The organism is Brevundimonas sp., assembly GCF_035627055.1.
In the GTDB taxonomy this organism is placed as follows: Bacteria; Pseudomonadota; Alphaproteobacteria; order Caulobacterales; family Caulobacteraceae; genus Brevundimonas.
On the sequence record NZ_DASPMM010000009.1, the window covers coordinates 32,479 to 57,975 of the forward strand.

Genomic DNA, 25,497 nt, shown 5'->3' on the forward strand with positions numbered 1-25,497 from the left:
ACGGGCGCGTGAACCAAATTCGAAGCGGCGCATTATCGTGGCTCCACTGTGGAAGGAACCTCCCATGCGTAAGCTGATCATCGCCTCCGTCGCCGCCTTCGCCTTCGCCGGCCTGGCCGCCTGCAACAGCCCGGCCGACAACGCCGCCGAGGAGAAGGCCGACGCCCTGGAAGCCCAGGCCGACGCCGCTCCGACGGAAGCCGCCGAAACCGCGCTCAACGAAAAGGCCGACCAGGTCGAGCAACAAGGCGGCAACGCCGACGGCGGCATGACCACCGAGAACACCCCGAACACCTCGCCGTCGACGGCGAACCCGGGTCAGTAGGACGGACGACCGCGGGCGCTCATGACGCCCGCGTGAACCCTTCGAATGGTCAGCCCCCGTCGCTCACGCGGCGGGGGTTTTCCGTCTTCGCCCAGTGCGCCAGCGTCCAGGTCAGGAACAGCGGCCCGATCAGCGACCACCGGCCGGGCCCGGTCTCGGCGGCGATCAGGAACAGCCCCCACCAGACGGCGATGTCGCCCGCGTAGTCGGGCCGCCCCCGCCACCGCCGCCACACCCTCGCCAGGACGCCGCCGGCCGCCGGCGGCTGCTTGCGAAACGCGGTCCGGCGCAGATCGCCGAGGCCGGAGACCGCCAGGCCCGCCACGGCCAGCACCGCGCCGCTCCATCCGATCCAGCCGACGCCCGGCTCGTACGTCACCTGCCCCAGCTGCGCCGGAAGGGCGGTCAGCCACGCCAGCGCGGCCTGCGGCAGGAAGCACAGCAGCAACGGCGCGGCGGCCGAAGCCCGGAACCCGGCGCCGCCCTCGAACGCCTGAGCATAGCGCGCGTCTGCTTCGATCCGGATACGCGGCGACAAGCCCCGCCACGCCTCGCGCACCGCCCACACGGCCGTCAGCCAGACCAGCAACGCCTTGCGCACAGGGTCGCCGTCGACGATCAGGAAGGTCGTCGCCGCCGCCAGCAGCATGACCAGCGGCCACATCGCATCGACGAGGCCGAACCGCCCGGTCCTTCGCACCACGGCCCACGCCGCGGTCATCACCGCCAGCGACAGGACCAGGTTCAGGCCCAGCAGGGCGGCGATCTCGGCCAGGTTCATCTCACGGCAACGCCGCTGTTCGACGCCGGATGCATCCGCTCAGTCGACGCAGATGGTGGCTTCGGCCTTGCCGTCCTCGACCGTGGTGTAGCAGCCGAACCGGCTGCTGGTGGCCTGGCACTGGCCGACCGCCGCGGCGCCGGCCTGGGGCGCATTGGCCACATCCTCGACCCGGCAGTCGCCCTGGCACTCGTCGCCGTCGGTGCAGCGATTGCCGGCGTCCGTATAGGAGACGACGCAGCGCATCGTCTGCATCCGTCCCTGCGGCAGCATCTTGCCGCCCCGCGCCGAGCAGGCCGCCGCATCGTCCGCGCCCGTCTGGGCCACGGGCGCGGCCGGCGCCGCCTCGGCCAGGTCGGTCTTGCCGCCGTCCGCCGGCATCGGCTGGCACGCCGCCGCGAACAGCGCCGCCGCCATCATCAATCGCTTCATGTCACGCGGCCTTTCTCGAAACCCGTCCAGACGTCGTCGTAGTCCAGCTGCATGGTCGGACTGGTTTGCGCCCATTCCGTGGTGCGGATCGGCATCCGCGTCTCGAACATGAAGGCGAGGGTGTTCTCGATCTTGACCGGCTTCAGCTCCGCCGCCACCGCCTTGTCGTAGGAGGCCTGATCCGGGCCATGCCCGCTCATGCAATTGTGCAGGCTCGCCCCGCCCGGGGCGAAGCCGCCCTCCTTGGCGTCGTATTCGCCGGTCACCAGTCCCATGAACTCGCTCATCACGTTGCGATGGAACCACGGCGGCCTGAAGGTGTCCTCGGCGACCATCCAGCGCGGCGGGAAGATCACGAAGTCGGCGTTGGCCGTTCCCGGCGTATCGCTCGGCGACGTCAGCACCGTGAAGATCGACGGATCCGGATGGTCGTAGCTGACCGTCCCGATCGTGTTGAACCTCGCCGTGTCGTATTTGTACGGCGCGTTGTTGCCGTGCCAGGCGACCACGTCCAGCGGGCTGTGATCGAAGGTCGTGCTGTACAGCCGCCCGCCGAATTTCTGCACGCACTCGGTCTGCCGGTCCACGTCCTCGAACGCCGCCACGGGCGTCTGAAAATCGCGCGGATTGGCCAGCCCGTTCGAGCCGATCGGCCCCAGGTCCGGCAGGCGGAACGCCGCGCCGTAGTTCTCGCAGACATAGCCCCGGATCGGCCCGCCGCACTCGACCCGGAAGCGCACGCCGCGCGGAATGACCACGATCTCGCCGGGCCGCGCGTCGATTCGGCCCATCTCGGTGACGAAGACCTGCTCCCCCATCTGCGGCACGATGAGCAGCTCGCCGTCGGCGCAGTAGAACACCCGGTCGATCATGGCCCGGTTCGCCACGTACAGGTGGATGCCCGTCCCCGCCCCCGCCTCGGGGTCGCCGTTGCCGCCATAGGTCACCAGCCCCTCGACCCAGTCGGTCGGTTCGGCCGGCATCGGCAGCGGATCCCAGCGCATCCGGTTCGGGCTCGGCGGCGCCTCGTGGAACGGCCCCGACCGCACCAGTCCCTGCCGAAAGGGCTTGTAGGCGGGATGCTGCGCCGACGGCCTCAGCCGGTAGAGCCACGAGCGCCGGTTCTCGCTGCGCGGCGCGGTGAACGCTGTCCCCGACAACTGCTCCGCATACAGCCCCATCGGCGTCCGCTGCGGCGAATTCCGCCCCTCGGGCAGGGCGCCCGCAACGGCCTCCGTCGCGAAATGATTGCCGAACCCCGGCATATAGGCAGGCGCGTTGGCTCGCGTCGTCATAGGCGTTGTCTCCCTGTCCGACGTTTAGCGTTCGCCGTTCGACCTCGCCACCCCGGGGAAACACCGTAGCCGGCGTCAGAACCCCTGGCTTCGCGCCATCCGCTCCTGATGGAACCCCGCGTCGCCGAGCAGTTCGTTCAGCACCCGCACCCGCTTCATGAACAGGCCGACCTCGAACTCGTCGGTCATGCCGACGCCGCCGTGCATCTGCACCGCCTCCTGCACCGCCAGCTCGGCGACGCGGCCGGCCTTCGCCTTGGCCACCGACACGGCCAGCGGCGCGCCTTCCCTGCACGCGTCCAGAGCCTGCAGCGCCCCCATCACCGCCGCCCGGGCGATCTCGATCTCCGAGAACAGATGCGCCGCCCGGTGCTGCAGCGCCTGGAACTCGCCGATGAATTTGCCGAACTGCTTCCGCGTCCGCAGATAGTCCAGCGTCGTCTGAAAGGCCTGATCCCCCGCCCCGGTCAGAGACGCCGCCGCGCAGGCCCGGCCGAGGTTCAGCGCGCCCTCAAGCAACGCCTCGCCGGCCTCGACCGAACCGATCAGCGCATCCGCATCGACCTCGGCCTCGGTCAGGGTCACCCGCGCCGCATTGTGCGCGTCGACCATCACCGTCCGTTCGACCGTCACCCCGTCCGTCGACGGATCGACCAGGAAGAGGCCCAGCCCGTCGTCCGTCCGCGCCGCAACGATCAGCGCATCCGCGACATGGCCGTCCAGCACAAACGCCTTGGCGCCGTTCAGCCGGAAGCCGTTGCCCGACCGCTCGGCCAGGGTCGTCATCCGCGCCGGCGCATGCTTCGGCCCCTCGTCCACGGCCAGCGAGACGATCGCCTCCCCCGCCGCGATCCGCGGCAGCCACGCCGCCTGCTGCTCCCCCGACCCGCCCTTCAGCACCGTCGCCGCCAGCACGCCCGAGCCCAGGAAGGGCGACGGCGTCAGCGTCCGCCCCAGCGCCTCGGCCACCACCCCGGCCTCGACCGCGCCGAGCCCCGAGCCGCCATGCGCCTCCGGGATCAGAACCCCCGCAAACCCCATCTCCCCGAACGCCCGCCACAGCGCCCGCGACACCCCGTCCGGATCGCGGCTGTCCCTCAACTTTCGTAGATGCGAAATCGGCGCGCGCTCGCCCAGGAAGCCCTCGGCGGCCTCCTTCAGCATCGTCTGCTCTTCGGTCAGGATCAGCGGCATGGCGGTCAGGCGCCCGGAAGTTGCAGCAGGTGTTTGGCGATGATGTTCAGCTGAATCTCGCTGGTTCCGCCCTCGATGGAGTTGGCCTTGGTTCGCAGCCAGTCGCGCGCCATCGCCCCCTCGCGCGAGCGCTCGCCCTCCCACTCCAGCGCGTCCGAACCGCCCGCGGCCATCAGCAGTTCGTGCCGCCGCTTGTTCAGCTCCGAGCCGTAGTATTTCAGCATCGAGGCGATGGCCGGATGCGCCTGCCCCGCCTTGGCCAGGTCGCCGGTCCGCTCCATCGCCAACCGGAACGCCGCCGCGTCGACCTCCAGCTCGGCGATCCGCGCCCGCAGCATCGGCTCGTCCAGCCGGCCGTCATCGTCCAGCCCGATCGACCCCGTCGCCACCTGCCCCAGCGGCCGTCCGCCGGCGATCTCGCCCATGGCCCCGATCATGGTCCGCTCATGCGCCAGCAGGTGCTTGGCCACGTCCCAGCCGCGGTTCAGCGTCCCGACCAGGTTCGCCTTCTCGACCCGCACGTCGTCGAAGAAGGTCTCGCAGAACGGGCTCTTGCCGCTGATCAGGGTGATCGGCCGCGTGCTCACCCCCGGCGTGGCCATGTCGAACAGGACGAAGGAAATGCCCAGATGCTTGGGCGCCTCCGGGTCGGTCCTCACCAGGCAGAAGATCCAGTCGGCCTTGTCGGCGTACGAGGTCCACACCTTCTGGCCGTTGACGATCCAGTGGTCGCTCCGGTCCTCCGCGCGCGTCTGGATCGCCGCCAGGTCCGACCCCGCGCCCGGCTCGGAATAGCCCTGGCACCAGCGGATCTCCCCACGCACGATCTCCGGCAGGAAGCGCCGCTTCTGCTCTTCCGTCCCGAACTGCAGCAGCGCCGGCCCCAGCATCCACACCCCGAAACTGGCCAGCGGCGACTGCGCATCGATGCGGCGCATCTCCGAGGCCAGCACCTTGGCCTCCTCGCGACTCAGCCCGCCGCCCCCGTAGGCCTTCGGCCACTCCGGCGCGGTCCAGCCGCGCGCGCCCATCCGCTCCAGCCAGAGCTTGTGCGCCGGCGTCGGGAAGGTCGCCTTGCGTCCGCCCCACACCCGGTCCTCGTCGCTGGCCACCGGCCCGCGGCACTCGGCCGGGCAGTTCGCCTCCAGCCACGCCCGCGTCTGCGCGCGGAAGGTCTCCAGGTCGGTCATTCGCGCCTCCGTCGACGCGACGTTAGCAGCGATTGAGCGATGACGTAGCGTCAGCGTTCTCCCTCCCCCAGCGGGGGAGGGTGGCTGAGCCGCAGGCGAAGCCGGGTGGGGGCGGCTCGGCAGGACAGCAGTACTCCCCTCGCCAAGCCCTCCCCACCCGTCGGCTTCGCCGACACCCTCCCCGGGACGGGGAGGGAGAACCGGTTCACTTCGTCGGCAGGAACGGCGAGAACGTAATCACCGTGAACGTGTCCCGGATGTTCGCCCGGGTCTGCACCGACTTCGTCACGAAGGTGCCGATGTCCATGTCCTTCGGCAGCTGGAACTTGGCCAGCAGGTCGTACTGGCCCGAGGTCGAATAGACCTCCGAGACGTATTCGACATTGTCCACGATATCCGCCGCCACGTCGTTGGCGTGGCCCAGCTCGCATTTGATGAAGACGAAGATGGCGGTCATCATGGCGGGCGTTCCAGGGGCGAGGGGCGAGGGGCGAGGGGTCCTGACTCCTATACGCCAGCGAGAGGGTAAGGCGAGTGACGCTGAACGAAAATGCCGGGCAGGGTCAAACCCTCGACCCTCGCCCCTCGCCCCTCGACCCTGAGGCCGAATACAACAACCGCGCCCGGGTGCCGGATCATCAGGCGGTGATGCTGCGCTGGCGCGACTCCGCCGCCGCCGCGCGCGCCGCCCATCCGCCGCTGGAGATCGCCTACGGCCCTGGCGAACGGGAGGTCATGGACCTGTTCTCCGCCGCAGACGACGCCCCCGTCGCCGTCTTCCTCCACGGCGGCTACTGGCAGGCGCTGGACCGCAGCTGGTTCTCCGGTCTCGCCCCCGCGCTTCTGGCCCACGGCGTCAGCCTCGCCATCCCCTCCTACGACCTCGCCCCCGCCGTCCGTCTCGGCCACATCCTGCGTCAGGTCCGCGCCGCCGCCGACGCCGTCCGCGGCCTTGCCGGCGTCCGCCCGGTCGTCTTCGGCCACTCCGCCGGCGGCCACATGGCCGCCTGCCTGCTCAGCGAGGCCCGCGCCTCCGCCGCCGTCTCCATCAGCGGCGTCTTCGACCTCGCCCCCCTGATCCCGACCTCGATCAACGTCGCCCTGCGCCTCGACGCGGCCGAGGCGTCGGCCCTGTCGCCCGTTCACTGGCCGGTTCCCAACGGCTCCACCCCCGGCGGCACGGTGCTCGACTGCCTCGTCGGCGCCGACGAAAGCTCCGAGTTCCTGCGCCAGTCGCGCATGATGGCGGACCTGTGGGGCGGGCAGGGCGTCGAGACCCGCTACGAAGCCCTCCCCGGCCTCAACCATTTCAGCGTGCTCGACCCGCTGTTCGACCCGGGCAGCGCCCTGGTGAAGCGGATCGTCGGGCTGGCGAAGGCCGGCTGAACGCGAACGGCCCGCCCTTTGCGGAGCGGCCCGCCGCCTCGGGTGGTCTGCGGACCCTAGCGCTGGGTCTCGGTGTTGCGCACCTCCAGCCCGTCGTCGCCGGCCCGGACGGAGGTTTCCTCGGTCGTGGTGGTCGCGTTGTCGACGGTCTCGCGCGTCTCGTCCGCCACCGTCCCGGCCGCGTCCCGGGTGGCGTCGGCGGCGTCGCCGGCGGTGTCGCGCACCGCGGAGCCGGCGGTCTCGGCCGTCTCCCCGGCCGTGTCGGCGGCGTTGTCGGCTTCCTGCTGGGTGCAGGCGGCCAGCGGCGCGGCGGCGAGCGCGGCCGCGAGGGCCAGTCGGGTCAGGGTGTTCATTTCAGGTCTCCTCTTCAGGTTGCGGGGCGGCGATCTATTGCCGGGGCGGGATGGCCTCTCCGGCCACTTGGCCGACGGTCCCGACGGCGTTGTCGACCACCCCGCCGGGCTGAAGCGTCGTATTGGCGACCCCGCCGACCGTATCGACGGTGTTGTCGACCGTGGTCAGCAGTCGCTCCAGGATCTCGGGATTGCGATCGATGGTGGTCAGCGTCCGGTCGATGATCTGCCGCACATTGTCCAGCCGGACCTTGAGCAGCACCTGGGCCTCGACCCCCTTGATGGTGACCTTGACGTTGTCGATGGTGACGTCGGCCCCGGCTTTCAGGAACAGCAGGTTGGCCAGCCGCGCCTCCAGCGCCAGATGGGCCTCCAGATTCTCCACCTCGATGGTGATCTCCTCGACCGACAGGTTCGGCACGTCCAGCAGCACGTCCGGCTCGGCCGACGGATCGGCCGGCGCGGTAGGCCAGGGCTGGCTCGAAACCGGCTCCACCGGCGGAACCTGCGAGGGGGGCGGGGTCTGGGCCGCCGCCGCGCCGGCGCCGAACAGGACTGCGGCGGCGACGCCGCCCGTCAGCAAGAGCTTCATTCCTCGTCTCCTTCGGGGGTTGCAGTCGCCGGCGCGGGGCCGGCCTCGATCTCGATGTGTGGGGCCGGGTCGGCGATGGTCGCGGCCGCCCTCAGCCGCCAGTCGATGTCGCGGAACGTGCGCTGACCGGGGATCGGCCGCGGCAGGCCGGTGCTCAGGTTCTCCTCGATCACCGCCCCCGACGGTTCGCTCCACGCCCGCACGGAGACCGAGCCGACCTGCCGCCAGCGGACCTGGTCCGCATGGGCCGTGATCGACAGCTCGATGTCCGGCGCCGGCGCGATCTCGGAGGCGGGCGGGGGCGCGCTCTGCGGCGGCGCACCGAGCAGCAAAAGTGACAGGAAGGTGGCGGGCATCGGGTCGAAAACCCTCTGCCCTTCGTCCGGTTCCGTGCACGGTTCACAGGGTTTGAAGCCGGCTCCCTTGACGCGCCCGATCCGTCGGCCGAGTCAGGTTGAGGAACTCCGGAGCCCCGCCATGCGCCACGACCGCCTCGCCGTCCTCACCGCCCTCGAAGCCCAGGGCGTGGCCCCCGTCTTCTATCACCCGGACCCCGAGGTCAGCCTGAACGTCATCCGCGCCTGCGCCCGCGGCGGCGCCAGGGCCATCGAATTCACCAACCGCGGCGACTTCGCGGTGGACCTGTTCGGCGATCTCTCCCGCGAGCTCCAGCGCACCGACCCGGACGTCATCCTCGGCATCGGCTCGGTGGTCGACGCCGGCACGGCGGCCCTCTACCTCAACCGCGGCGCCCGCTTCGTGGTCAGCCCCTGCCTCGTCCCCGAGGTCGCCCGCGTCTGCAACCGGCGCATGACCGCCTACTTCCCGGGCTGCGGCTCGGTCACCGAGATCGGCCAGGCCCACGAGCTGGGCTGCGACATCGTCAAGCTGTTCCCCGGCGCCAGCGTCGGCGGGGCCGACTTCGTCAAGGCCGTGCTCGGCCCCATGCCGTGGACGAAGATCATGCCCACCGGCGGCGTCGACCCCGACGAGGCCTCCATCGCCAAATGGTTCGGCTCCGGCATCGTCGCCGCCGGCATGGGCTCGAAACTGGTCACCGATGCGGCGGTGAAGGCCGGCGACTGGGCCGCCATCGAGGCGAACGTGCGCAAGACGGTGGACGCGATCGCAGCGTTCCGGGGCAGGTGACTGTCTCCTCCCCGTCGCGCAGCGATGGGGAGGGGGACCATCTGGAGCCCGCAGGGCGGAAGATGGTGGAGGGGTGAAACCTCCACGCAGATCCTGGGGGCGACCGCGCAGGGTCCCCACCCCTCCCACCGCTTCGCGGTCACCCTCCCCACGCCGGAGGCGCGGGGAGGAGAGAGCCAGGCCTACTGCGCCGCGCGCACCTGCATCAGCCCCAGCGTCGGGCTGTTCAGATCCAGCTCCGCCGCCGGGATCACCACCACGTCCGGGTGCGCGGCCCTCAGGGCGTCGATGAACATGTCGGCCTGTCCGACCACGACCACGATGGCGTCGTCCGCGCTGACGATCCCCGCCGCCTGGCGCAGACTCTCGGGCGTGGTGGCCGCGATCTTCTGCGGATAGGTCTCGATCTCCGACAGCGGCAGGCCGTCGATCACCGCCGCCGCCAGCTGGCCGCCCAGTCCGCCGGTCGTCTCCAGCGAGCGCAGGAAACCGCCGGTGATGAAGGTCTCGCGGTTGGTCACCTCGGCGTCCGCCACGGGCTCGGCGGCCAGCCGGTCGAACTCGGCCAGGACCAAACCGACCACCTCGGCGGCGCTCTCGTTCTTGGTCTGGGTCGAGGCGATCAGGGCCCCGCCCTCGGCCCGCGAGCTGAGGTTCGAATAGGCGCCGTAGCTGAGGCCGCGCTTGGCCCGGACCTCCTGGAACAGTCGCCCGTTCTGGCCCGATCCCATCACCGCATTGGCCACCGACAGCGGATAGTAGGCGTCATCGGCGCGGCGCGGCGCCCGCACCGCCGCCGTCACCGCCGCCTGCCCCGCGCCGGGCATGTCGACCACCACCACGCGCGGGCCGGTCGGCGCCCCGGCGCGCTCGGCGACCGTAGGCTTCGGCGTCGAGGGCCGCGACCATCCGCCCAGCACCCGCTCGGCCCAGGCGAAGGCCGCCTCCGGCTCCATGCCGCCGGTGACGACCACAGTGGCGTTGTCGGGCCGCCACCAGCGCTGGTGGAAGCCGACGATCTCGTCACGCGTGATCGCCGCCACCGACTCCGGCGTGCCCGAGCTCGGCGCGCCGTAGGGCGAGGCGCCATAGAGCAGCCGGTTCAGCACCAGCGACGACAGCGGCCCGGGCTGGCTCAGATTGACGCGCAGTCCGTTGACCGCCTGGGTGCGGCTCCGGGCCACCTCGGCCTCGACGAAATCGGGTCGCTGCACCACGTCCGCCAGCACCGCACCCACCTCGTCGGCCGAGGCGATGGGGGCCGAGACGAACATCTGGGTGGCGTCGGCGCCCGCGCCGCCGCCGATGTTGGCGCCCAGCGCCTCCAGCGTCCGGGCGATCTCCGGCGCCGAGCGTCCGCCCGCGCCCTGGGTGGCGAGAGCGGCCGTCATCGTCGCCAACCCGGGCCGGTCCGCGGGATCGGCCGCCGCGCCGCCGCCGAGCACGATCTGGGCGTTCATGATCGGCAGGTCGGTCGATTTCGCGGCGATGATCCGCAGACCGTTCGGCAGAATGCGTTCGGCTACCGTGGGCGCGGCCATGGCCCGCGCCTCGCCCAGCGCCGGCGGAGCCATGCGCTGGCCCTCGGGCAGCAGTTCGTTCGGCGGCAGCACGGCCGGGGGCACGGTCACGAAGGTCGGGACCGGGGCCGGGTTGCGCCAGCTGTCCTCGGGCACGCCCGCGGGCCGCGCGCTCTCGTTCTGATAGCGCACCGAGACCCGCGCCTGGTCGTTCAGCCAGGTCCGCGCCACCCGCTGCACGTCGTCCGCCGTCACCGCCTGGATCGCCGCCAGGTTCTCGTCCGGCGCCTTCGGATTGTTCTCGCTGACGATCGCTTGTCCGAGGATGAAGGCCCGGCCCGAGGCCGTTTCGCGCTGGCGCAGCTCGCCGGCCACGATCTCGGTCTTGGCCTCGGCCAGTTCGGCCTCGGTCACCGGCTCGTTGCGGATGCGCGCCAGCTCGGCGTCCAGCGCCGCCTCGACATCCGCCACGGCCTTGCCTTGCGCCACGATGGCGGTGGCGATGAGAACGCCATCCTCCTCGTTGCTGCTGACGCCCAGCCCGGCGTTGGCGGCCAGCTGGGTCTCGTAGACCAGGGCCTGGTGCAGACGCGAGCTCTCGCCGCGCGACAGGATGGCCGACATGACCTCCAGCGCCGCCGCGTCCGGGTGGTTGGCCGCGACGCCCGGATAGATCACCCCCACCGCCGGCAGCGGCACGTTCGGCGCATAGGCGTCGACGCTCCGCGGCGCCGTGCGCGGCGTCTCCACCGGCCGCTCGAACACCGGCACCGGGCGATCCGGATTGCGGATGCCGGCGAAATACTGGTCGACCCAGCGGTCCAGCTGCGCCGGATCGAAATTGCCCGAAACGATCATCGTCGCCGTCGCCGGTCGGTAATAGGCCTCGTGGAAGGCCCGCGCGTCCTCGATGCGCGCCGAGTTCAGCTCTTCCAGCGAGCCGATCACGCTGCGCCGATAGATGCTCTCGTCGAAGCTGTTGTCGCCGATCACGAAGCGCTGGAAGCGGCCGTAGGGCGGGGCCAGGACGCGCTGGCGCAGTTCCTCCTGGACGATCGAGCGCTCGGTGTCGAAGACCTCCTGGTCGACCACAGGCCGCGCCATCCGCTCGGCGTGGGTCCACAGCATCCGCTCCAGATACTGCGGCGGCACCGTCTCGTAGTAGTTGGTGAAGTCCTGCCCGGTCGAGGCGTTGCGGCTGCCCCCCGCGTTCTCGACCATGGTCGAGATCTGGCCATAGGGCAGGTTGACCGTCTTGCGGCTGAGGATGTGCTCGAACAGGTGGGCGAAGCCGCTGCGGCCCTCGGGGTCATCCTTGCCGCCCACGTCATACCACAGCGTCACCGTCACGGTGCCGGCGCTCGGGTCCGGCATGGCGTAGACGTCCAGCCCGTTGGCCAGCTCGCGATGCGTATACTCCAGCGGCGGCACGGAGATTGGCTCGGCCGTCTGGGCGAAGGCGGGCGAGGCGAGGGCCAGCAGCGAGGCCCCCAGAAGCGCGGCGGTGCGGGTCATTGGGCGGTTCCCCCGGGTCAGGTCTGCACAGAGGACCGGACCCTGCCAGCCGTCCCGCCGCCTCCCAAGTTACGTCGCTGTAATGATCGCCTCGACCTCGGCCCGCGTCGGCAGCGACGGCTGGGCCCCCGGCCGCGTCGCCGCCAGCGCCCCCGCCGCGCAGGCGAAGCGCAGCGCCGCCTCCGGCTCCATCCCTTCCAGCAGCGCCACGCAGATCGCCCCGACGAAGGCGTCCCCCGCCCCGGTCGCATCCACCGCCGTCACCTTCGGCGGCGCCGCCCTCGCGATCTCGGCCCCGCGCTGCAGCATCACCGCGCCCCGGGCGCCCAGCGTCGTCACCACCCGTCCCCCGCCCTGATGCAGCGCCTCGCCGTAGAACGCCGCCTCGGTCTCATTGACCACGATCAGGTCGGCCCGCCGCAGCAGCTGATCCGACACCGGCTGGGCCGGGGCCAGGTTGACGCAGACGAAGTCCGTCGCCCGCCCCACCGCCGCTTCCACCGTCTCCAGCGGCAGCTCCAGCTGGGCGATCAGCGGCCCCTCGATCCGCGCCGGCAGCTGCCCCGGCGTCGCCCGGTGATTGGCCCCCGCCGCCACCACGATCTGGTTCTCGCCCGATGGATCGACCGCGATCAGCGCCACCCCCGTCGGCGCCGCCGCGTCCGTCTCGACCAGCGACAGGTCGACCCCGCCGGCCTCCAGCAGCGCCGTCGCCTCGTCGGCCATGGCGTCGTCGCCGACCCGTCCGACCAGACAGACCTCGGCCCCCAGCCGCCGCGCCGCCAGCGCCTGGTTGGCGCCCTTGCCGCCCGGATGCCGCGCCAGCGTCGCGCCCGTCACCGTCTCCCCCGCCCGAGGCAGCGACGGCGCCGACGCCACCAGATCGAGGTTGATCGAGCCGACGACGGTGATCCTCACGACCCGTCTCCTCCCCCGCAGGAGGAGGGGGACCGCGAAGCGGTGGAGGGGCGAAACCTCACGCGCATTTCTCCGCGATGAGCGCGAACACCCCCTCCGCATCCGCCGTCACCGCCCAGCCGTGCGGCAGCGTCCCCGCCACGTCGCGACGGAACTCCACCGCCGTATGCCCGCGCGTCAGTTCGCTCTCCGTCTCCACCCGCACATGGCAGGCCGCCAGTTCGAACAGCTCGGGCTTCAGCAGCCAGGCCACAGGACACGGATCGTGCACCGGCGGGGCGTCCCAGCCGACGATCTCCCGCTCGATCCGCTGCGAGAAGCGCATCATCGACGCCGCCGTCTCCGCCTTCGCCGTCCCGATCGCCTCCAGCGTCGCGATGCGCTCGTCCGTCGCCCGCACCTGATGCGTCGCATCCAGCCCGAACAGCACCACCTGGCAGCCGCTGGCCAGCACCTCGGCCGCCGCCTCCGGATCGGCCCAGATGTTGAATTCCGCCGAGGCCGTGATGTTGCCGCCCTCGGCCCGGGCCCCGCCCATCACCGCCACCGGCCCCAGCCGCGCCGCCAGCGCCGGCTCCCGCCGCAGCGCCAGCGCCAGGTTGGTCAGCGGCCCCATCACCGCCAGCGCCACGGACCCCTCCGGCCGCGCCATCACCAGATCGACGATCGCGTCCGCCGCATGACCGGCCGCGCACGGCGCCTCCGGCTCGAACGGCGTCAGGTCGCCCAGCCCCTCGGCCCCGTGAAACTCCCCCGCCCCCGCCGGCTCGCGGCGCAGCGGCCGCTCCGCCCCCATGAACACCGGCACGTCCTCGCGCCCCGCGATCTGGCGCAGCATCCGCGCGTTCCGCGCCGTCTTCTCCACCGGCACATTCCCGCCCACGGCGGTGACGGCCAGCAGCTCCAGTTCGTTCGCCCCGAAGGCGAGCATCAGCGCCACGGCGTCGTCCACGCCGGGGTCGCAATCAATGATGAGGGCTTGTCTGTTCACCCGGGCAGGTTTGGAGCGCCTCGCCCGCTTAGGCAACCGTCAGGCGCACGCCTTCACGCACGCCGCCGCCAGCACCTCCGCCGAATCCACCAGCGGCGCGGACACGTCCCCCGCCTCCAGCAGCAGCGGCACCTCCGTGCAGCCGGCGATGACCGCCTCGGCCCCGGCGGCGACCAAGGCCGCCGCCAGCCGCCGCATCTCCGCCCGCGGCGCCTCGCCAACGTCGCCGCGCTTCACCGCATAGATGCAGGCCATGAAGGCCTCGCGGTCGCTTCCGGTCAGCCTCACGATCCGCGCCCCCGTGGCCTGCAGCGAGCGGGTGTACAGCGCCTCCCCGCCCGGCGTGGCCAGCACGCCGATCTTCCTCGCCCCGCCCGCGATGGCCGCCGCCGTGGTCTCGGCGATCATGTCGATGAAGGGCAGGCCGACCTTGCGGATGCCCGCCGCCTGGGCGTGGGCGGTGTTGCACGGCATGGCCAGCACCTGCGCCCCGGCGTCACGCAGCCGCATCGCCATCTGGCCCAGCGTCCGCTCGGCGGCGTCGGGCTGCCGGTTGCGGTCGGGCACCTTGGGATTGATGTCGGCGATCACCCGGATGTGGTCCTGGTCGCCCTGCGCCGGGGTCAGCGCCTGCACCCGCGCCAGAAAGGCCACCGTCGCCGCCGGCCCCATGCCGCCCAGAACCCCAAGAACCTTGCTCATCTCGCCTCCGCTCCCCGTCCGCGCCGCGCCAGTCGGGTGATCCGCCGCCCTTATGCGCCGAAACCGCCGCCCGATGCGAACGCCCGCCCGCGCGCCGCAAAAAACATCGGCTGGCCCCGGCAACTTCCCGGCCCGCCACCGGTTGAGGCGCCCGGGGGCTGAGCATTGCACGGAGCGCCCCATGACCCGCTACAAGGTGGGCTACCTCGTCGGCAGCCTGGCGACCGCCTCGATCAACCGCAAACTGGCCCGCGCCCTCGCCCGCCTCGCCCCGGACGAGCTCGAGCTGTCGGAGATCCCGTTCGGCGACCTGCCCCTCTACAGCTACGACTTCGACGCCGACTACCCGCCCGTGGCCTGCGCCTTCAAGGCCGCCATCACCGCCTCGGACGCCATCCTGTTCGTCACGCCCGAGTACAACCGCTCCATCCCCGGCGCGCTCAAGAACGCCATCGACTGGGCCAGCCGCCCCTATGGCAGCAACGCCTTCGCGCGCAAGCCGACCGCCGTCATCGGCGCCTCGACCGGGGCCATCGGGACCGCCCTCGCCCAGCAGCACCTCAAGGGCGTGCTCGGCTTCTGCAACGCGCCGCTGATGAACTCGCCCGAGGCCTACATCCAGTTCACCCCCGGCCTGGTCACCGATGACGGCGAGGTCACCGTGGCCTCCACCGAGGAGTTCCTCGCCAACTTCATGGCCGAGTTCGCCGGCTTCATCGGCCGCGTCTACACGGTGCTGCCGCGGGGGACCTGAGGGGTCGATCGGAGCGCCTTGCCTTCGCCCCCCCTGCGTGGGCAACCGAAATCGTTCTCCCGGATTAAGGGCCACGGTTTCAGCCCGAGGAAAATCAACTTGGCCCGTTTGCACCTCATCGCCGCCGCCGCCGCGCTTCTGGCGCAGCCGTCCGTCGCCCTGGCGCAGGTCGCCTGGGAGCCCTCCGTGGGCGTCGACTACTCCACCGGCTCCTACGGCGGGGCCGAAGACACGGAACTGCTGTTTGCGCCCGTGACCCTCAGGGCCACGACCTCGCGCTGGCGCTTCGACGCCACGGCCCCCTACCTGCGGATCAAGGGGCCGGCCGGTTCAGTGGTCGGCGGCGTGGTCATCCCGGGCGCCGGCCCTGTGATTGCACGATCGGGCTTCGGCGACGTGACCCTCTCCGCAACCTATCAGCTGGTGAATCCCGCACCCGGGAAAACCCAGTGGGAGGTGGGCGCCGGCGTCAAGCTGCCGACAGCCGACGAGGAACTCGGCACCGGCGAGACCGACTACAATGTTCAGCTGGGGGTGCGCCAGCCGTTGAGCGGTTCGGTGACCTTGCTGGGCAGCCTTGGCTACCAGTGGCTCGGCGATCCCGTCGCCTTCGAACTCGAGGACGGGCCGACGGCCATGCTCGGCGTCAACTACGCGGCCAATCCCCGGGCCAATTTCGGCATTCAGGCCAATTTCCGCTCCGCCTACCTCGCCGGCTTCGACGACCAGATTCTGGTGAACCCCTATTTCCGGTTCGACTCGGATGGGGGGTGGGCGTTCACGGGCTACGCCACGGCGGGCCTGACCGACAGCACGCCGGACTTCGGCCTAGGCATGGTCATTGGGCGCGTCTTCTAGCGTGGCTGGAGGAACCCCAAGAACGGTGGTGTGTTAACTGCGGGCCGGGGGGAAACCCTAAGGAATAACAAGATGAAACCCGTTCTCTTCCTCTCCGCGGCCGTCGCCGCCGTCGCCGTCGCGGGCGCGACCTCGGCCCAGGTCGTTCCCAGCGTCCCCTCTGTCAGAACGCCGCCCGTTCAGGTGCCGAGGGTGACGACTCCGCCCGTGACCGTACCGTCGGTCCGGACCCCGCCTGTGACGGCGCCTTCGGTCACCACGCCGCGCGTCGGCGTGCCTTCGGTCTCGACGCCCGCGGTCTCCGCTCCGAACGTGAACCCGGGCGCCTCTGTGCGCGCCGGGGCTGATGGCGCGGCCTCGGTCGCGGCCGGCCGGACCGGTGTCGATGCGTCGGGCGACGCCGATGCCGAAGTGACGACGGCCCGTCGCCGCGCCGCGGCGGCGGCTTCCGCCGGCGTTGACGCCCGGGCGCGGCGCGCGGGCCGTGAGGTCTCCGGCTCCGGCATGACGACCGCCGAACTGAACCTTCAGAGCCTCCGTGAGGCCCAGGCCGCCGCCGGCGGGACCGGCTCCGGCGCCGCGAACGCCGCTGGCCGGAGTTCCAGCGGCGACAGGTCCGGCGCCACGCCTCTCGACCAGGCCCCGATGGACAACGAAGGGCGGGAACGCGGCCGCCGCGTCGACCAGACCCAGGTCGATCCGAACTAGGCGACTGTCCCGGGTATCGCGGAATGGGGTCGCTTCGCGCGGCCCCATTTCCTTTCAACGGCCGACGCTCTGCGCCGGGACGCTGGCTGCAAAGTCGCCCCTACAGCCCCGCCCCCACCACGCTCTCATACCCGAACAGCCCTTGCGCCCCGCCCGTGTGCAGGAACACCACCGTCTCGCCCTTGAACGCGCCCTTGCGCGACAGGGCGATCAGCCCCTTCATCGCCTTGCCGCTGTAGACCGGGTCCAGCACGATCCCGTCCGTCCGCGCCGCCAGCGTCAGGGCGTCGATGACCCCCTGATCCACCAGCCCATAGCCCTCGCCGACATAGTCGCAGTCGGCGACCACCATCTCCGCCGTCACCGCGTCCGGCCGCCCCAGCAGGGCCGCCGTCTCGCGCGCCAGCTTCAGGACGTTCTCCTCCTGCTTCGGCTTCGGCGCCCGCACCCCGATGCCCAGCACCGGAATGTCCGCCCCCATCACCGCCAGTCCGGCCACCAGTCCGGCGTGGGTCCCGGCGCTGCCGGTGGCCGTGACGATCCGGTCGATCCTCAGGTCCAGCTCATCCGCCCCCACCACGATCTCCCGGGCGCAGTCGACATAGCCCAGCGCCCCCACCGGGTTGGAGCCGCCGCCCGGGATCACATACGGCCGCCCGCCGCGCGCCCTGACCTCGGCCGCCGTCTTCTCCAGTTCCGCCGGCATGTCCGAACCGCCCGGCACGAACCGCACCCCCGCCCCGAACAGCCGGTCCAGCAGCACATTGCCGTTGGCTGTATAGTCGTGCGCCTTCGACCCGGTCCGCTCCTCCAGGATGACCTCGCAGGCCAAGCCGTGCGCCGCCGCCGCCGCCGCCGTCTGGCGCACATGGTTCGACTGCACCGCCCCCTGGGTCACCAGCGTATCCGCCTCCTGCTCGAACGCCTCGCCGAGCAGGAATTCCAGCTTGCGCGTCTTGTTGCCGCCGCCCGCCAGACCGGCAATCGTCGCGCTTGATCCACAGGTCGACGCCCAGTTCCTCGCTCAGCCGCGGCAGCGGCTCCAGCGGCGTCGGCAGATGGGCGAGGCGCACGCGGGGGAAACGGGCGAGGTGCATGACGGATTTCCTTACAGCTAGATTTCAACGTTCCCGTCGATGAGGATTTCTCCCCCTCTGGCGCGAAACTCCGCAATCGACATGGTCGCAACGACCTCGGCTTCGCCGACCCCACAGCAAGGACACCTATAGATCAGGACTGGCGGACGGTAGCGAGAGCGGAACAACGGAAACGGCTCGCCCGCCTTGGCCGCTGTTTGTTTTTCCGCCCGCAGGAAAGGCACGACTTTCAGATCGTGAAGGCCCAGGGCCGATTGAATCCGCCCTTCAAAACTGGCCAGTCCCGCCTCCCCGGCCGCCCATTCTTCCGTTGTCATTTCGCCAAGCGCCACCCGGTCCGTCGAACAGCTGGCGGCAGTTCCAAGGCCATTGGTGGCCATGTCGCTGTCGCCGCCCGGCACCAGATGCGAGACTTCGCCGCCGCACGCCCGGCACTTCAACCTGACCAACTCGCCGTCGACCTTTCGACGCGTCATCACACCCTCTCGCGTTTCCTTGTCCGCACGTTTGTAGCCTCGTTCAGCGGCGCGCCCCAGCTTTGTGACCGGACCGGAGAAAAGTTCTCGCCACCCCCGGAACCGAACTCTCCGACCGCTGTTTATCGGTCGGACCAAGCGGCGATGCGCGCTCGACTAGTCCACCAGCGGCCCGGCCTCTGCCACGCCCCCCCGACGCAGGCCGGGCCGCACCTTATCTGCTCCCCATCTCCGTCATCCTCGGGCTTGACCCGAGGATCAGACCGTCCGGCGCTCGCTCGAGCAGATGCGGGCGCCGTCCCGGGGCCGCCCCCGTTGCACAGCCTGGCCCTCGCCTCTGATCCTCGGATCAAGTCCGAGGATGACGGACAGAGACGTTCCCCAAGCCCTAATCCTCATCCTGCCTTGCCCCCCCGCCCTCGCGGCGTGATGCTGTCCCCATGGCCGAATCGCCTGCCGCCCCCGCCCGCCTGCGCGACCGCTCCGCCACCGAGGCCCTCATCGTTGAGGCCGGCGAGCGCATCCTGCTGCGCGACGGCTTCCCCGGCCTCAACGTCCAGACCCTCGCCGCCGAGGCCGGCTGCGACCGCAAGCTGGTCTACCGCTATTTCGACGGCGTCGACGGCGTGGTCGAGCGCATCGCCCGCCGCGCCAACGCTTCGCTGGTCCGCTTCCTCGACGCCGTGCCCGCCTCCGGGACGGAGTCGCTGCGCACCTTCGCCCGCGAGAGCCTGTCGGCCTGGCTCGGCGCCCTGCGCGCCAGCCCCCTGACCCTGCGGCTGATGGCCTGGGCCCTGGTCGAGGCCTCGACCCTGCTCAACCGCATCGAGGCCGAGCGCTCGGCCGTGCTCCAGGCCTGGATGCGCGAGCGCCGCCCGCGGCTGCGCACGCCGCCCGCCGGCGACGCCGTGGCCATCAACGCCGTGCTTCTGGCCGCCGTCCAGCACCTCGCCCTCAGCGGCGGCGCCCGCCCCGGCGTCGGCGGCGTGGCTCTCGACGACGCCGGCTGGGCCCGCATCGAAACCGCCCTCGACGCCCTGCTGGTCGCCTTCCCGGACTAGGCGCCGGAGCGGACCGCCTGCTCAGGCGTTGCCGTATCCATGAGCCCCGCCGCCGTTCAGCCGCGCCGCGAAACCGCCTACGCCCGCGACCTCGGCCGCGCCTTCGGCGGCGCCCTGCTGTTCAGCCTGCCGCTGCTGATGACGATGGAGATGTGGTGGTTCGGCTTCAGCCTGCACCCGGCCCGGCTGGCCCTGTTCCTCGCCGCCGCCGTGCCCCTGCTGGTCGGCCTCGCCTACTACGCCGGCTTCAGCCACCGCCATCACGGCCTCGCCCATGCGGTGCTCGACGCGTTCGTCGCCCTCGCCGTCGGCTATCTCACCGCCGCCCTGCTGCTGAAGGTCATGGCCATCCTCGAGCCCGGCGGACCGCTGCGCCAGTCCGCCGGCCAGATCGCTCTCCAGGCCGTCCCCGGCGCCATGGGCGCCCTCCTGGCCCGGCGTCAGCTCAGCGCCGGCCGCGGCGACGGCGACGAGGCCGAGGCGCGCTATCCCGGCGAGCTGTTCCTGATGGTCGCCGGGGCCCTGTTCCTCGCCCTCAACGTCGCCCCGACCGAGGAGATGATCCTCATCGCCTACCGCATGACGCCCTGGCACGGCGCGGCCCTGATCGCCGTCTCCCTCGCCGTCATGCACGCCATCGTCTACCGGGCGGGCTTCGCCGGCGAGCATGAGCAGGGGCGACCGCTCACGGCCTTCCTCCACTACACCCTCGCCGGCTACGGCCTGGTCTTGCTGGTCAGCCTCTACGTTCTGTGGGTGTTCGGCCGCGCCGACGGCCATGGCCCCGGCGAGATCGTCGACGCCGTGGTGGTCCTGTCTTTCCCCGGCGCGCTCGGCGCCGCGGCCGCCCGCCTGCTGGTGTAGCCATGCCCTCCAAGAAACCCGCCCGAGATTCCAAGCCGCCGGTCCTCGAGTGGATCATGGGCGGCCTCGGCCTGCTGCTGACCCTCGCCGTCCTCGCCGTCATCCTGCGCGAGGCCATGGGCCCCGGCGGCCCGCCCGTGATCGAGCCGCGTCTGCACGCCGTCCACGGCGGCCCCGGCCAGTGGCGGGCCGAAATCCAGGTGCGCAACACCGGCCAGTCCACCGCCGCCGCCGTCGGCATCGAGGGCGTCCTCGGCGCCGAGACCGCCTCCGCCACGATCGACTACGTCCCCGCCGGCGGCGAGGAGACCGTCACCCTCGGCTTCCGCTCCGACCCCCGCGCCGGCCTGGAGCTCCACGCCCGCGGCTGGACCGAGCCGTGATCCCGGCCGTGACGGATTGAACCCCCCGCCCCTTCGGCCTAGGGTCGCGCCGTTCTCCGGGGGGTCGCATCCAAGCGGCTGAGATTGAGGTGTTCCTCTGACCCGTCGAACCTGATCCGGGTCATGCCGGCGAAGGGATGAGTAACGCTTCAGGTCCACGCCCCCAATTCGGGCCACAGGACCGTCCCCGCGCCGGCGGACCTCCAACGAGAGGCCGCCATGAACATCGCCGTCACCCCGCCGACTACCCCCGAAGAGCCCAACGTCGACCTGGCGCTCAAGGACGCCCGCGATCAGGTGATGAAGGAGACCGGCGCCATCCCCACCGGCGAGCGCGCCGGCTCCCGCAAGGTCTATGTCGCCGGCGAACTCTACCCCCAGATCCGCGTCCCCTTCCGCGAGGTCGCCGTCCACCCCAGCGCCAATGAGCCTCCGGTCACCATCTACGACTCCTCCGGCCCCTACACCGACCCCACCGTCACGATCGACATCACCAGGGGCCTGCCCAAGGTCAAATCCAGTTGGCAGCTCGACCGCGGCGACATCGCCCCTGTGGCGAGCCCCCGCGACGTCCGCCCCGAGGACAACGGCCACGCCAGCGGCAAACACCTCGCCCCCCGCTTCGACACCAGCAATCACCGCGTCTTCAGGGGCGTCCCGGGCCGCCCCGTCACCCAACTCGAATACGCCCGCGCCGGCGTCATCACCCCCGAGATGGAATACGTCGCCATCCGCGAGAACCTGCGCCGCGAGCAGGTGAAAAGCGCCAGTGCTGGTGAGCCCGACGCCGCCCTGCTCACTAGCACTGTCACTGTCACCCCCCGCGACGGCGAGAGCTTCGGCGCCGCCATCCCCGACTACGTCACCCCCGAGTTCGTCCGCGCCGAGATCGCCCGCGGCCGCGCGATCATTCCCCACAACATCAACCACCCCGAGGTCGAGCCGATGATCATCGGCCGCAACTTCCTGGTGAAGATCAACGCCAACATCGGCAACTCCGCCGTCCTCAGCTCCGTCGACGACGAGGTCGACAAGCTGGTCTGGGCCACCCGCTGGGGCGCCGACAACGTCATGGACCTGTCGACCGGCCGCAACATCCACAACATCCGCGACTGGATCATCCGCAACTCCAGCGTCCCCATCGGCACCGTGCCCATCTACCAGGCGCTGGAGAAGGTCGGCGGCGTCGCCGAGGACCTGACCTGGGAGGTCTATCGCGACACCCTGATCGAACAGGCCGAGCAGGGCGTCGACTATTTCACCATCCACGCCGGCGTCCGCCTTCCGTTCATCCCCCTGACTGCTGAGCGCGTCACCGGCATCGTCTCCCGCGGCGGCTCCATCATGGCCAAGTGGTGCCTGTCCCACCACCGCGAGTCCTTCCTCTACGAGCATTTCGCCGACATCTGCGAGATCATGCGCGCCTATGACGTCAGCTTCTCACTGGGCGACGGCCTGCGCCCCGGCTCCATCGCGGACGCCAACGACGAGGCCCAGTTCGCCGAGCTGCGCACCCTCGGGGAGCTGACCAAAATCGCCTGGGACCACGGCTGCCAGGTCATGATCGAGGGCCCCGGCCATGTGCCGATGCACAAGATCAAGGCCAATATGGATGAGCAGCTGAAACACTGCCACGAGGCGCCCTTCTACACCCTCGGCCCCCTGACCACCGACATCGCCCCCGGCTACGACCACATCACCAGCGCCATCGGCGCGGCCATGATCGGCTGGTTCGGCACGGCCATGCTCTGCTACGTCACGCCCAAGGAGCACCTCGGCCTGCCCGACCGTCAGGACGTCAAGGACGGCGTCATCACCTACAAGATCGCCGCCCACGCCGCCGACCTCGCCAAGGGCCACCCCGCCGCCCGCCTGCACGACGACGCCCTCAGCCGCGCCCGGTTCGAGTTCCGCTGGGAAGACCAGTTCAACCTCGGCCTCGACCCCGAGACAGCCCGCAAATACCACGACGCCACCCTGCCCAAGGAGGCCCACAAGACCGCCCATTTCTGCAGCATGTGCGGCCCGAAATTCTGCTCGATGAAGATCAGCCAGGACATCCGGAGGGATGCGCAGGCGCAGAACGACGCCGGCGGCTCGCTGGCGGAGGCGGAGGCCGGAATGGCGGAGATGAGCGCGAAATTCCGGGCCGGCGGCGGGGTGGTGGAGGTGAAGGTCTAAGTCCTCCCCCATCGGGGGAGGGGGACCGCGCAGCGGTGGAGGGGCATAGGCGCGCCTCGGCCGTCAGCCATTGCCCCCCATCACTCGCGCCACGAGCGGCGGAGTGAATGTGTGAGGCTCACCTGCCGGGATTCTTCGGGTCCCGACGGATCGCCCAGATCAGCAACGCGATCGAACTGATCACGGCAGACAATCCCAGCAGCAGCGGTCCAGTGATTACGATCATGGGGCGCTCCTATTCCGGGGCGCCTAGCGGACGATCGTATCGGCCGACTTGAGCATCAGACAAGAGTTGGGAATAGCCGCGCGTCCACCTTTCGATTGCCGTCTTGCGGCGCGCATAGGCTAGCCGACAACCCGGCGTATCTGCCTCGACCCGCAGCTTGGCGACACCGCGTACTGCGGGGGCTCGATGATGGAGAGGTAGAGAAACCACTAGGTCCGCACCGTAGCTATCCAACAGGTACTCTCGCCCTTCCAGCAGCTCACGGGAAACCTCCATCACCGTTGCAGAAAGGAGCGCCACATCGTCGTCAGGCTGGCGGGTGTAGAGTACGCTGTAGTCCACTGGGAAAAGCGGTTCTGCGTCCCACTCCGGTCCGTCGAACAGCCAAGGCTCAAACCAGAGAGCGCCAATGTCTTGGAGGGTTTTCACCCGGGCCCAGAATGCGCTCCAAGGCTTCGCTGCCTTTTTGTCGTGATGGGCGGTCACCCATGCGCCTTCAGCGCCAAGAGATTGATCAAGCGAGAGAGCCCACAGCGCGTGGACGCCCATTTCGCTAATCTTCTTCCCCACGGCGTCCTCGTCGCCTTGGCGGAGCGCGGAAAGCGGAACGCTATAAGTTTGATCGACCTGAACCAAGCCATACAGATCGATCAACATTTTGAGGAGAAGCCAATCCCCGGTTTCTCTAACTCGACGCAAAACCGGCGCCTCCTGACCGAAACCAGTCACGATCTGGACAGGAAGAAAGATCGGGTCATCGTCCTCCCCAATATCGGGCAGGACGTACTGCGGGGCGAGCTTCGTTGATGCGGAACTGATGACGACCAGATCCGCCGTGATCAGTTCCTGGATCGCCAGCCTGGCTCGGGGCCGCCCGAGGCCCAATCGCTCCTCACATGCCTTCGCCGACCATTTGGTGAGCCTGTGATCGCTCCCCGTCCCCGCCAACAGCGTGAGAAACGTCAGGACCAAGTTCAAACGGTTGACGGTCTTGGCCTCAAGGAGGCGACTCCACACGTCTCTGCCCAAAACGAAGAACCGACTGCCCCGCCCCTTTCCTCTCAGCGTTTTTTCGATGGCCTCGGCAGTCAAAGCGGCCTCCAAGCGCAATCCTCGGCCCTAGCACGCTGCCGATTTCCAACCGCTATCATACCCCATCAAGGACATCAAGGCTATCAGAGGTATTCAAGAACACCGGACTATATCAAGGATCTCAAAAAAACCGTGTCAGCGCGGCTTCGCCGCCCAAGTGCAGGATTTTCAGTTCGGCCCTTCGGATGCCGTATCCACCCAGCTTCAAAGGCCGCTGCCATACCTGACGTGATTGACGGCCACGCTTCCGTGACCTCAGCTGTGGCTGAAGGGGAGCCTTTATGACTTACGCAGGGGTGGTTGAGATCGCCGCGAACGGCGGCGCGATCCTCGCTGGCGTTTCTTCGCTGGCAATCGCGATCTCGCTAGCCGGAAGGCGCTTAGGCGAGAGACGAGCCCTCGAAGCTTACCTCAAGCGAATGACGATTGAACGTCGGCGAAGCGGGGGCCAAGGCTTGGAGAATATCCTAGAGGTAATGCGCCAGACCAAGCTCGGCGAGGAAGCCATCATGCGAGCTGCATTCAGTAGCAAGAAGGTACGGGTCCGAAGCCGGCCCAACGAGAAGAACCAGACCATGGAACTCGTCATCGGCTACGGCGACCATAACAAGGACTAAGCTTCTCACCCCTCCCCCGCCATCTTCCGCAACGCCTCTTCAAAGACGGAGGCCGGCTGCCCCCCGCTGATCAGCCATTTCCCCTCCACCACCACCGCCGGCACGCCGGTGATGCCGCGCGAGACCCACAGCGCCTCCGCCGCCCGCACCGCGTCCGCATAGCGCCCCTCCGCCAGCACCGCCGCCGCCTCGGCCCGGTCCAGCCCCGCCGCCTCCGCCGCCGCGGCCAGCACCCCGGTGTCGCCCATAGCCTCGCCGCGCGTGAAATGCGCCTCGAACAGCGCCCGCTTCAGCGCCGCCTGGCCCTCCAGCCCCGCCGTCTCACCGGCCCAGTGCAGCAGCCGGTGGGCGTCGAAGGTGTTCCAGATGCGGCTCGTCTCGCCCATCCGCATCTCGAAACCCGGCCAGGCCTCCGCCGCCCGCGCCCGGATCATCTCGCGGTTCTTCGCCGACTGCTCCGGCGTCGCGCCGTATTTGCCGGCCACGTGCTCGACGATGTTCTCGCCCTCGGGCGGCATCTGCGGGTTCAGCTCGAACGGCTGGAAGCGCACCTGCGCCTCGATCCCCTCCTCCTTCAGCGTCTCCAGCGCCTGCGTCAGCCCGCCCAGCCCCACCACGCACCACGGGCAGACGATGTCCGAGACGAAGTCGATGTGCAGGGTGCGGGGCATGGGGGCGTCTCCGGGGGGAAGCCAAACATGGTCCTTCTCCCCTTGCGGGAGAAGGTGGCAGCCGAAGGCTGACGGATGAGGGGTCGACGGGACAGCGGGAGTCATCGAGCGGAACTGGCCAGCCAATTCCTCTCCGCCGCAGAGACCCCTCATCCGACCCGCTGCG

At 70.3% G+C, this 25,497-nt stretch carries 27 protein-coding genes, 1 pseudogene and 1 riboswitch; of the genes and pseudogenes, 11 read left to right on the forward strand and 17 right to left on the reverse strand.

All coding sequences use genetic code 11. The features are described 5' to 3' along the window. Positions 1-64: 64 nt before the first annotated feature. The gene (locus VEA98_RS03360) at positions 65-325 is read left to right on the forward strand and encodes a hypothetical protein (RefSeq protein WP_324811065.1); all 261 of its coding nucleotides are present in this window, start codon (positions 65-67) and stop codon (positions 323-325) included. A 49-nt stretch (positions 326-374) separates the two neighbouring features. Here the strand turns inward: VEA98_RS03360 and VEA98_RS03365 are convergent, their stop codons facing one another. From VEA98_RS03365 to VEA98_RS03390, 6 genes are all read right to left on the reverse strand, one after another. Continuing rightward, entirely contained in the window at positions 375-1,106 is a 732-nt protein-coding gene (locus VEA98_RS03365; protein WP_324811066.1) for a DUF1295 domain-containing protein, read from the reverse strand. Between the two features lie 39 nt (positions 1,107-1,145). Next, complete coding sequence (locus tag VEA98_RS03370; RefSeq protein ID WP_324811067.1) at positions 1,146-1,538, reverse strand: hypothetical protein; 393 nt, start codon at positions 1,536-1,538, stop codon at positions 1,146-1,148. Further along, positions 1,535-2,833 (reverse strand): homogentisate 1,2-dioxygenase, encoded by a 1,299-nt coding sequence (gene hmgA, locus VEA98_RS03375; RefSeq protein ID WP_324811068.1) that lies wholly within the window; start codon positions 2,831-2,833, stop codon positions 1,535-1,537. Before hmgA ends, VEA98_RS03370 begins: the two co-directional genes overlap by 4 nt. Before the next feature lie 75 nt (positions 2,834-2,908). Continuing rightward, positions 2,909-4,027, reverse strand: a complete 1,119-nt coding sequence (locus VEA98_RS03380) for an acyl-CoA dehydrogenase family protein (RefSeq protein WP_324811069.1) — start codon at positions 4,025-4,027, stop codon at positions 2,909-2,911. A gap of 5 nt (positions 4,028-4,032) precedes the next feature. Further along, positions 4,033-5,217, reverse strand: coding sequence for an acyl-CoA dehydrogenase family protein (locus VEA98_RS03385; protein ID WP_324811070.1), 1,185 nt, complete (start codon positions 5,215-5,217; stop codon positions 4,033-4,035). A gap of 205 nt (positions 5,218-5,422) precedes the next feature. Then, complete coding sequence (locus VEA98_RS03390) at positions 5,423-5,677, reverse strand: Lrp/AsnC ligand binding domain-containing protein (RefSeq protein WP_324811071.1); 255 nt, start codon at positions 5,675-5,677, stop codon at positions 5,423-5,425. Positions 5,678-5,751: 74 nt separating this feature from the next. Between VEA98_RS03390 and VEA98_RS03395 the strand changes: the two genes are divergently transcribed. Continuing rightward, on the forward strand, positions 5,752-6,603 hold the full coding sequence (locus VEA98_RS03395) for an alpha/beta hydrolase (RefSeq protein WP_324811072.1): 852 nt from the start codon (positions 5,752-5,754) through the stop codon (positions 6,601-6,603). 56 nt (positions 6,604-6,659) lie between these two features. Here the strand turns inward: VEA98_RS03395 and VEA98_RS03400 are convergent, their stop codons facing one another. From VEA98_RS03400 to VEA98_RS03410, 3 genes are read right to left on the reverse strand one after another with little or no spacing between them, the layout of a single operon-like run. Beyond that, entirely contained in the window at positions 6,660-6,956 is a 297-nt protein-coding gene (locus VEA98_RS03400; protein WP_324811073.1) for a hypothetical protein, read from the reverse strand. Positions 6,957-6,990: 34 nt separating this feature from the next. After that, entirely contained in the window at positions 6,991-7,548 is a 558-nt protein-coding gene (locus VEA98_RS03405; protein ID WP_324811074.1) for a hypothetical protein, read from the reverse strand. Beyond that, positions 7,545-7,904: a hypothetical protein gene (locus tag VEA98_RS03410; RefSeq protein WP_324811075.1), complete on the reverse strand. Its 360-nt coding sequence runs from the start codon at positions 7,902-7,904 to the stop codon at positions 7,545-7,547. Before VEA98_RS03410 ends, VEA98_RS03405 begins: the two co-directional genes overlap by 4 nt. Before the next feature lie 121 nt (positions 7,905-8,025). On the opposite strand from VEA98_RS03410, the gene VEA98_RS03415 reads away from it, so the two are divergent. Then, the gene (locus VEA98_RS03415) at positions 8,026-8,697 is read left to right on the forward strand and encodes a bifunctional 4-hydroxy-2-oxoglutarate aldolase/2-dehydro-3-deoxy-phosphogluconate aldolase (protein ID WP_324811076.1); all 672 of its coding nucleotides are present in this window, start codon (positions 8,026-8,028) and stop codon (positions 8,695-8,697) included. Positions 8,698-8,879: 182 nt separating this feature from the next. Here the strand turns inward: VEA98_RS03415 and VEA98_RS03420 are convergent, their stop codons facing one another. The 4 genes from VEA98_RS03420 to VEA98_RS03435 all read right to left on the reverse strand — a co-directional run bounded on the left by VEA98_RS03420 (position 8,880) and on the right by VEA98_RS03435 (position 14,343). Continuing rightward, positions 8,880-11,732, reverse strand: a complete 2,853-nt coding sequence (locus VEA98_RS03420) for a pitrilysin family protein (protein ID WP_324811077.1) — start codon at positions 11,730-11,732, stop codon at positions 8,880-8,882. A gap of 69 nt (positions 11,733-11,801) precedes the next feature. Continuing rightward, positions 11,802-12,650: a ribokinase gene (locus VEA98_RS03425; RefSeq protein ID WP_324811078.1), complete on the reverse strand. Its 849-nt coding sequence runs from the start codon at positions 12,648-12,650 to the stop codon at positions 11,802-11,804. A 58-nt stretch (positions 12,651-12,708) separates the two neighbouring features. Then, a complete protein-coding gene (locus VEA98_RS03430) occupies positions 12,709-13,641 on the reverse strand; it encodes a nucleoside hydrolase (RefSeq protein ID WP_324811079.1) in 933 nt (310 codons plus the stop codon). A 39-nt stretch (positions 13,642-13,680) separates the two neighbouring features. Then, positions 13,681-14,343 (reverse strand): aspartate/glutamate racemase family protein, encoded by a 663-nt coding sequence (locus VEA98_RS03435; protein WP_324811080.1) that lies wholly within the window; start codon positions 14,341-14,343, stop codon positions 13,681-13,683. A 181-nt stretch (positions 14,344-14,524) separates the two neighbouring features. Between VEA98_RS03435 and VEA98_RS03440 the strand changes: the two genes are divergently transcribed. The 3 genes from VEA98_RS03440 to VEA98_RS03450 all read left to right on the forward strand — a co-directional run bounded on the left by VEA98_RS03440 (position 14,525) and on the right by VEA98_RS03450 (position 16,663). After that, positions 14,525-15,097, forward strand: coding sequence for an NADPH-dependent FMN reductase (locus VEA98_RS03440; RefSeq protein WP_324811081.1), 573 nt, complete (start codon positions 14,525-14,527; stop codon positions 15,095-15,097). Between the two features lie 99 nt (positions 15,098-15,196). Then, complete coding sequence (locus VEA98_RS03445; protein ID WP_324811082.1) at positions 15,197-15,955, forward strand: transporter; 759 nt, start codon at positions 15,197-15,199, stop codon at positions 15,953-15,955. Positions 15,956-16,027: 72 nt separating this feature from the next. Continuing rightward, entirely contained in the window at positions 16,028-16,663 is a 636-nt protein-coding gene (locus VEA98_RS03450) for a hypothetical protein (RefSeq protein ID WP_324811083.1), read from the forward strand. A 100-nt stretch (positions 16,664-16,763) separates the two neighbouring features. Here the strand turns inward: VEA98_RS03450 and VEA98_RS03455 are convergent. Both VEA98_RS03455 and VEA98_RS03460 read right to left on the reverse strand, forming a co-directional pair. Then, positions 16,764-17,760, reverse strand: a pseudogene (locus VEA98_RS03455) (D-cysteine desulfhydrase). Positions 17,761-17,777: 17 nt separating this feature from the next. Beyond that, positions 17,778-18,236, reverse strand: coding sequence for a hypothetical protein (locus tag VEA98_RS03460; RefSeq protein WP_324811084.1), 459 nt, complete (start codon positions 18,234-18,236; stop codon positions 17,778-17,780). A gap of 440 nt (positions 18,237-18,676) precedes the next feature. Here VEA98_RS03460 and VEA98_RS03465 point away from each other — a divergent pair, with 440 nt between their 5' ends. The 4 genes from VEA98_RS03465 (at position 18,677) to thiC (ending at position 22,725) form a co-directional block, all read left to right on the forward strand. Further along, positions 18,677-19,297 (forward strand): TetR/AcrR family transcriptional regulator, encoded by a 621-nt coding sequence (locus tag VEA98_RS03465; RefSeq protein WP_324811085.1) that lies wholly within the window; start codon positions 18,677-18,679, stop codon positions 19,295-19,297. 39 nt (positions 19,298-19,336) lie between these two features. Further along, entirely contained in the window at positions 19,337-20,161 is an 825-nt protein-coding gene (locus VEA98_RS03470) for a TIGR02587 family membrane protein (protein ID WP_324811086.1), read from the forward strand. Positions 20,162-20,163: 2 nt separating this feature from the next. Beyond that, positions 20,164-20,544: a hypothetical protein gene (locus VEA98_RS03475; protein ID WP_324811087.1), complete on the forward strand. Its 381-nt coding sequence runs from the start codon at positions 20,164-20,166 to the stop codon at positions 20,542-20,544. A gap of 47 nt (positions 20,545-20,591) precedes the next feature. Next, a riboswitch (TPP riboswitch) is annotated at positions 20,592-20,700 on the forward strand. A gap of 144 nt (positions 20,701-20,844) precedes the next feature. After that, positions 20,845-22,725 carry a phosphomethylpyrimidine synthase ThiC gene (thiC, locus tag VEA98_RS03480; RefSeq protein ID WP_324811139.1) on the forward strand — a complete coding sequence of 627 codons (1,881 nt, stop codon included), beginning with the start codon at positions 20,845-20,847 and terminating at the stop codon, positions 22,723-22,725. 235 nt (positions 22,726-22,960) lie between these two features. Here thiC and VEA98_RS03485 read toward each other — a convergent pair whose 3' ends face one another. After that, positions 22,961-24,043: a hypothetical protein gene (locus tag VEA98_RS03485; RefSeq protein ID WP_324811088.1), complete on the reverse strand. Its 1,083-nt coding sequence runs from the start codon at positions 24,041-24,043 to the stop codon at positions 22,961-22,963. 476 nt (positions 24,044-24,519) lie between these two features. Between VEA98_RS03485 and VEA98_RS03490 the strand changes: the two genes are divergently transcribed. Continuing rightward, a complete protein-coding gene (locus VEA98_RS03490; RefSeq protein ID WP_324811089.1) occupies positions 24,520-24,660 on the forward strand; it encodes a hypothetical protein in 141 nt (46 codons plus the stop codon). Positions 24,661-24,665: 5 nt separating this feature from the next. Here VEA98_RS03490 and VEA98_RS03495 read toward each other — a convergent pair whose 3' ends face one another. Then, the gene (locus tag VEA98_RS03495) at positions 24,666-25,331 is read right to left on the reverse strand and encodes a DsbA family oxidoreductase (protein WP_324811090.1); all 666 of its coding nucleotides are present in this window, start codon (positions 25,329-25,331) and stop codon (positions 24,666-24,668) included. Positions 25,332-25,497: the final 166 nt, after the last annotated feature.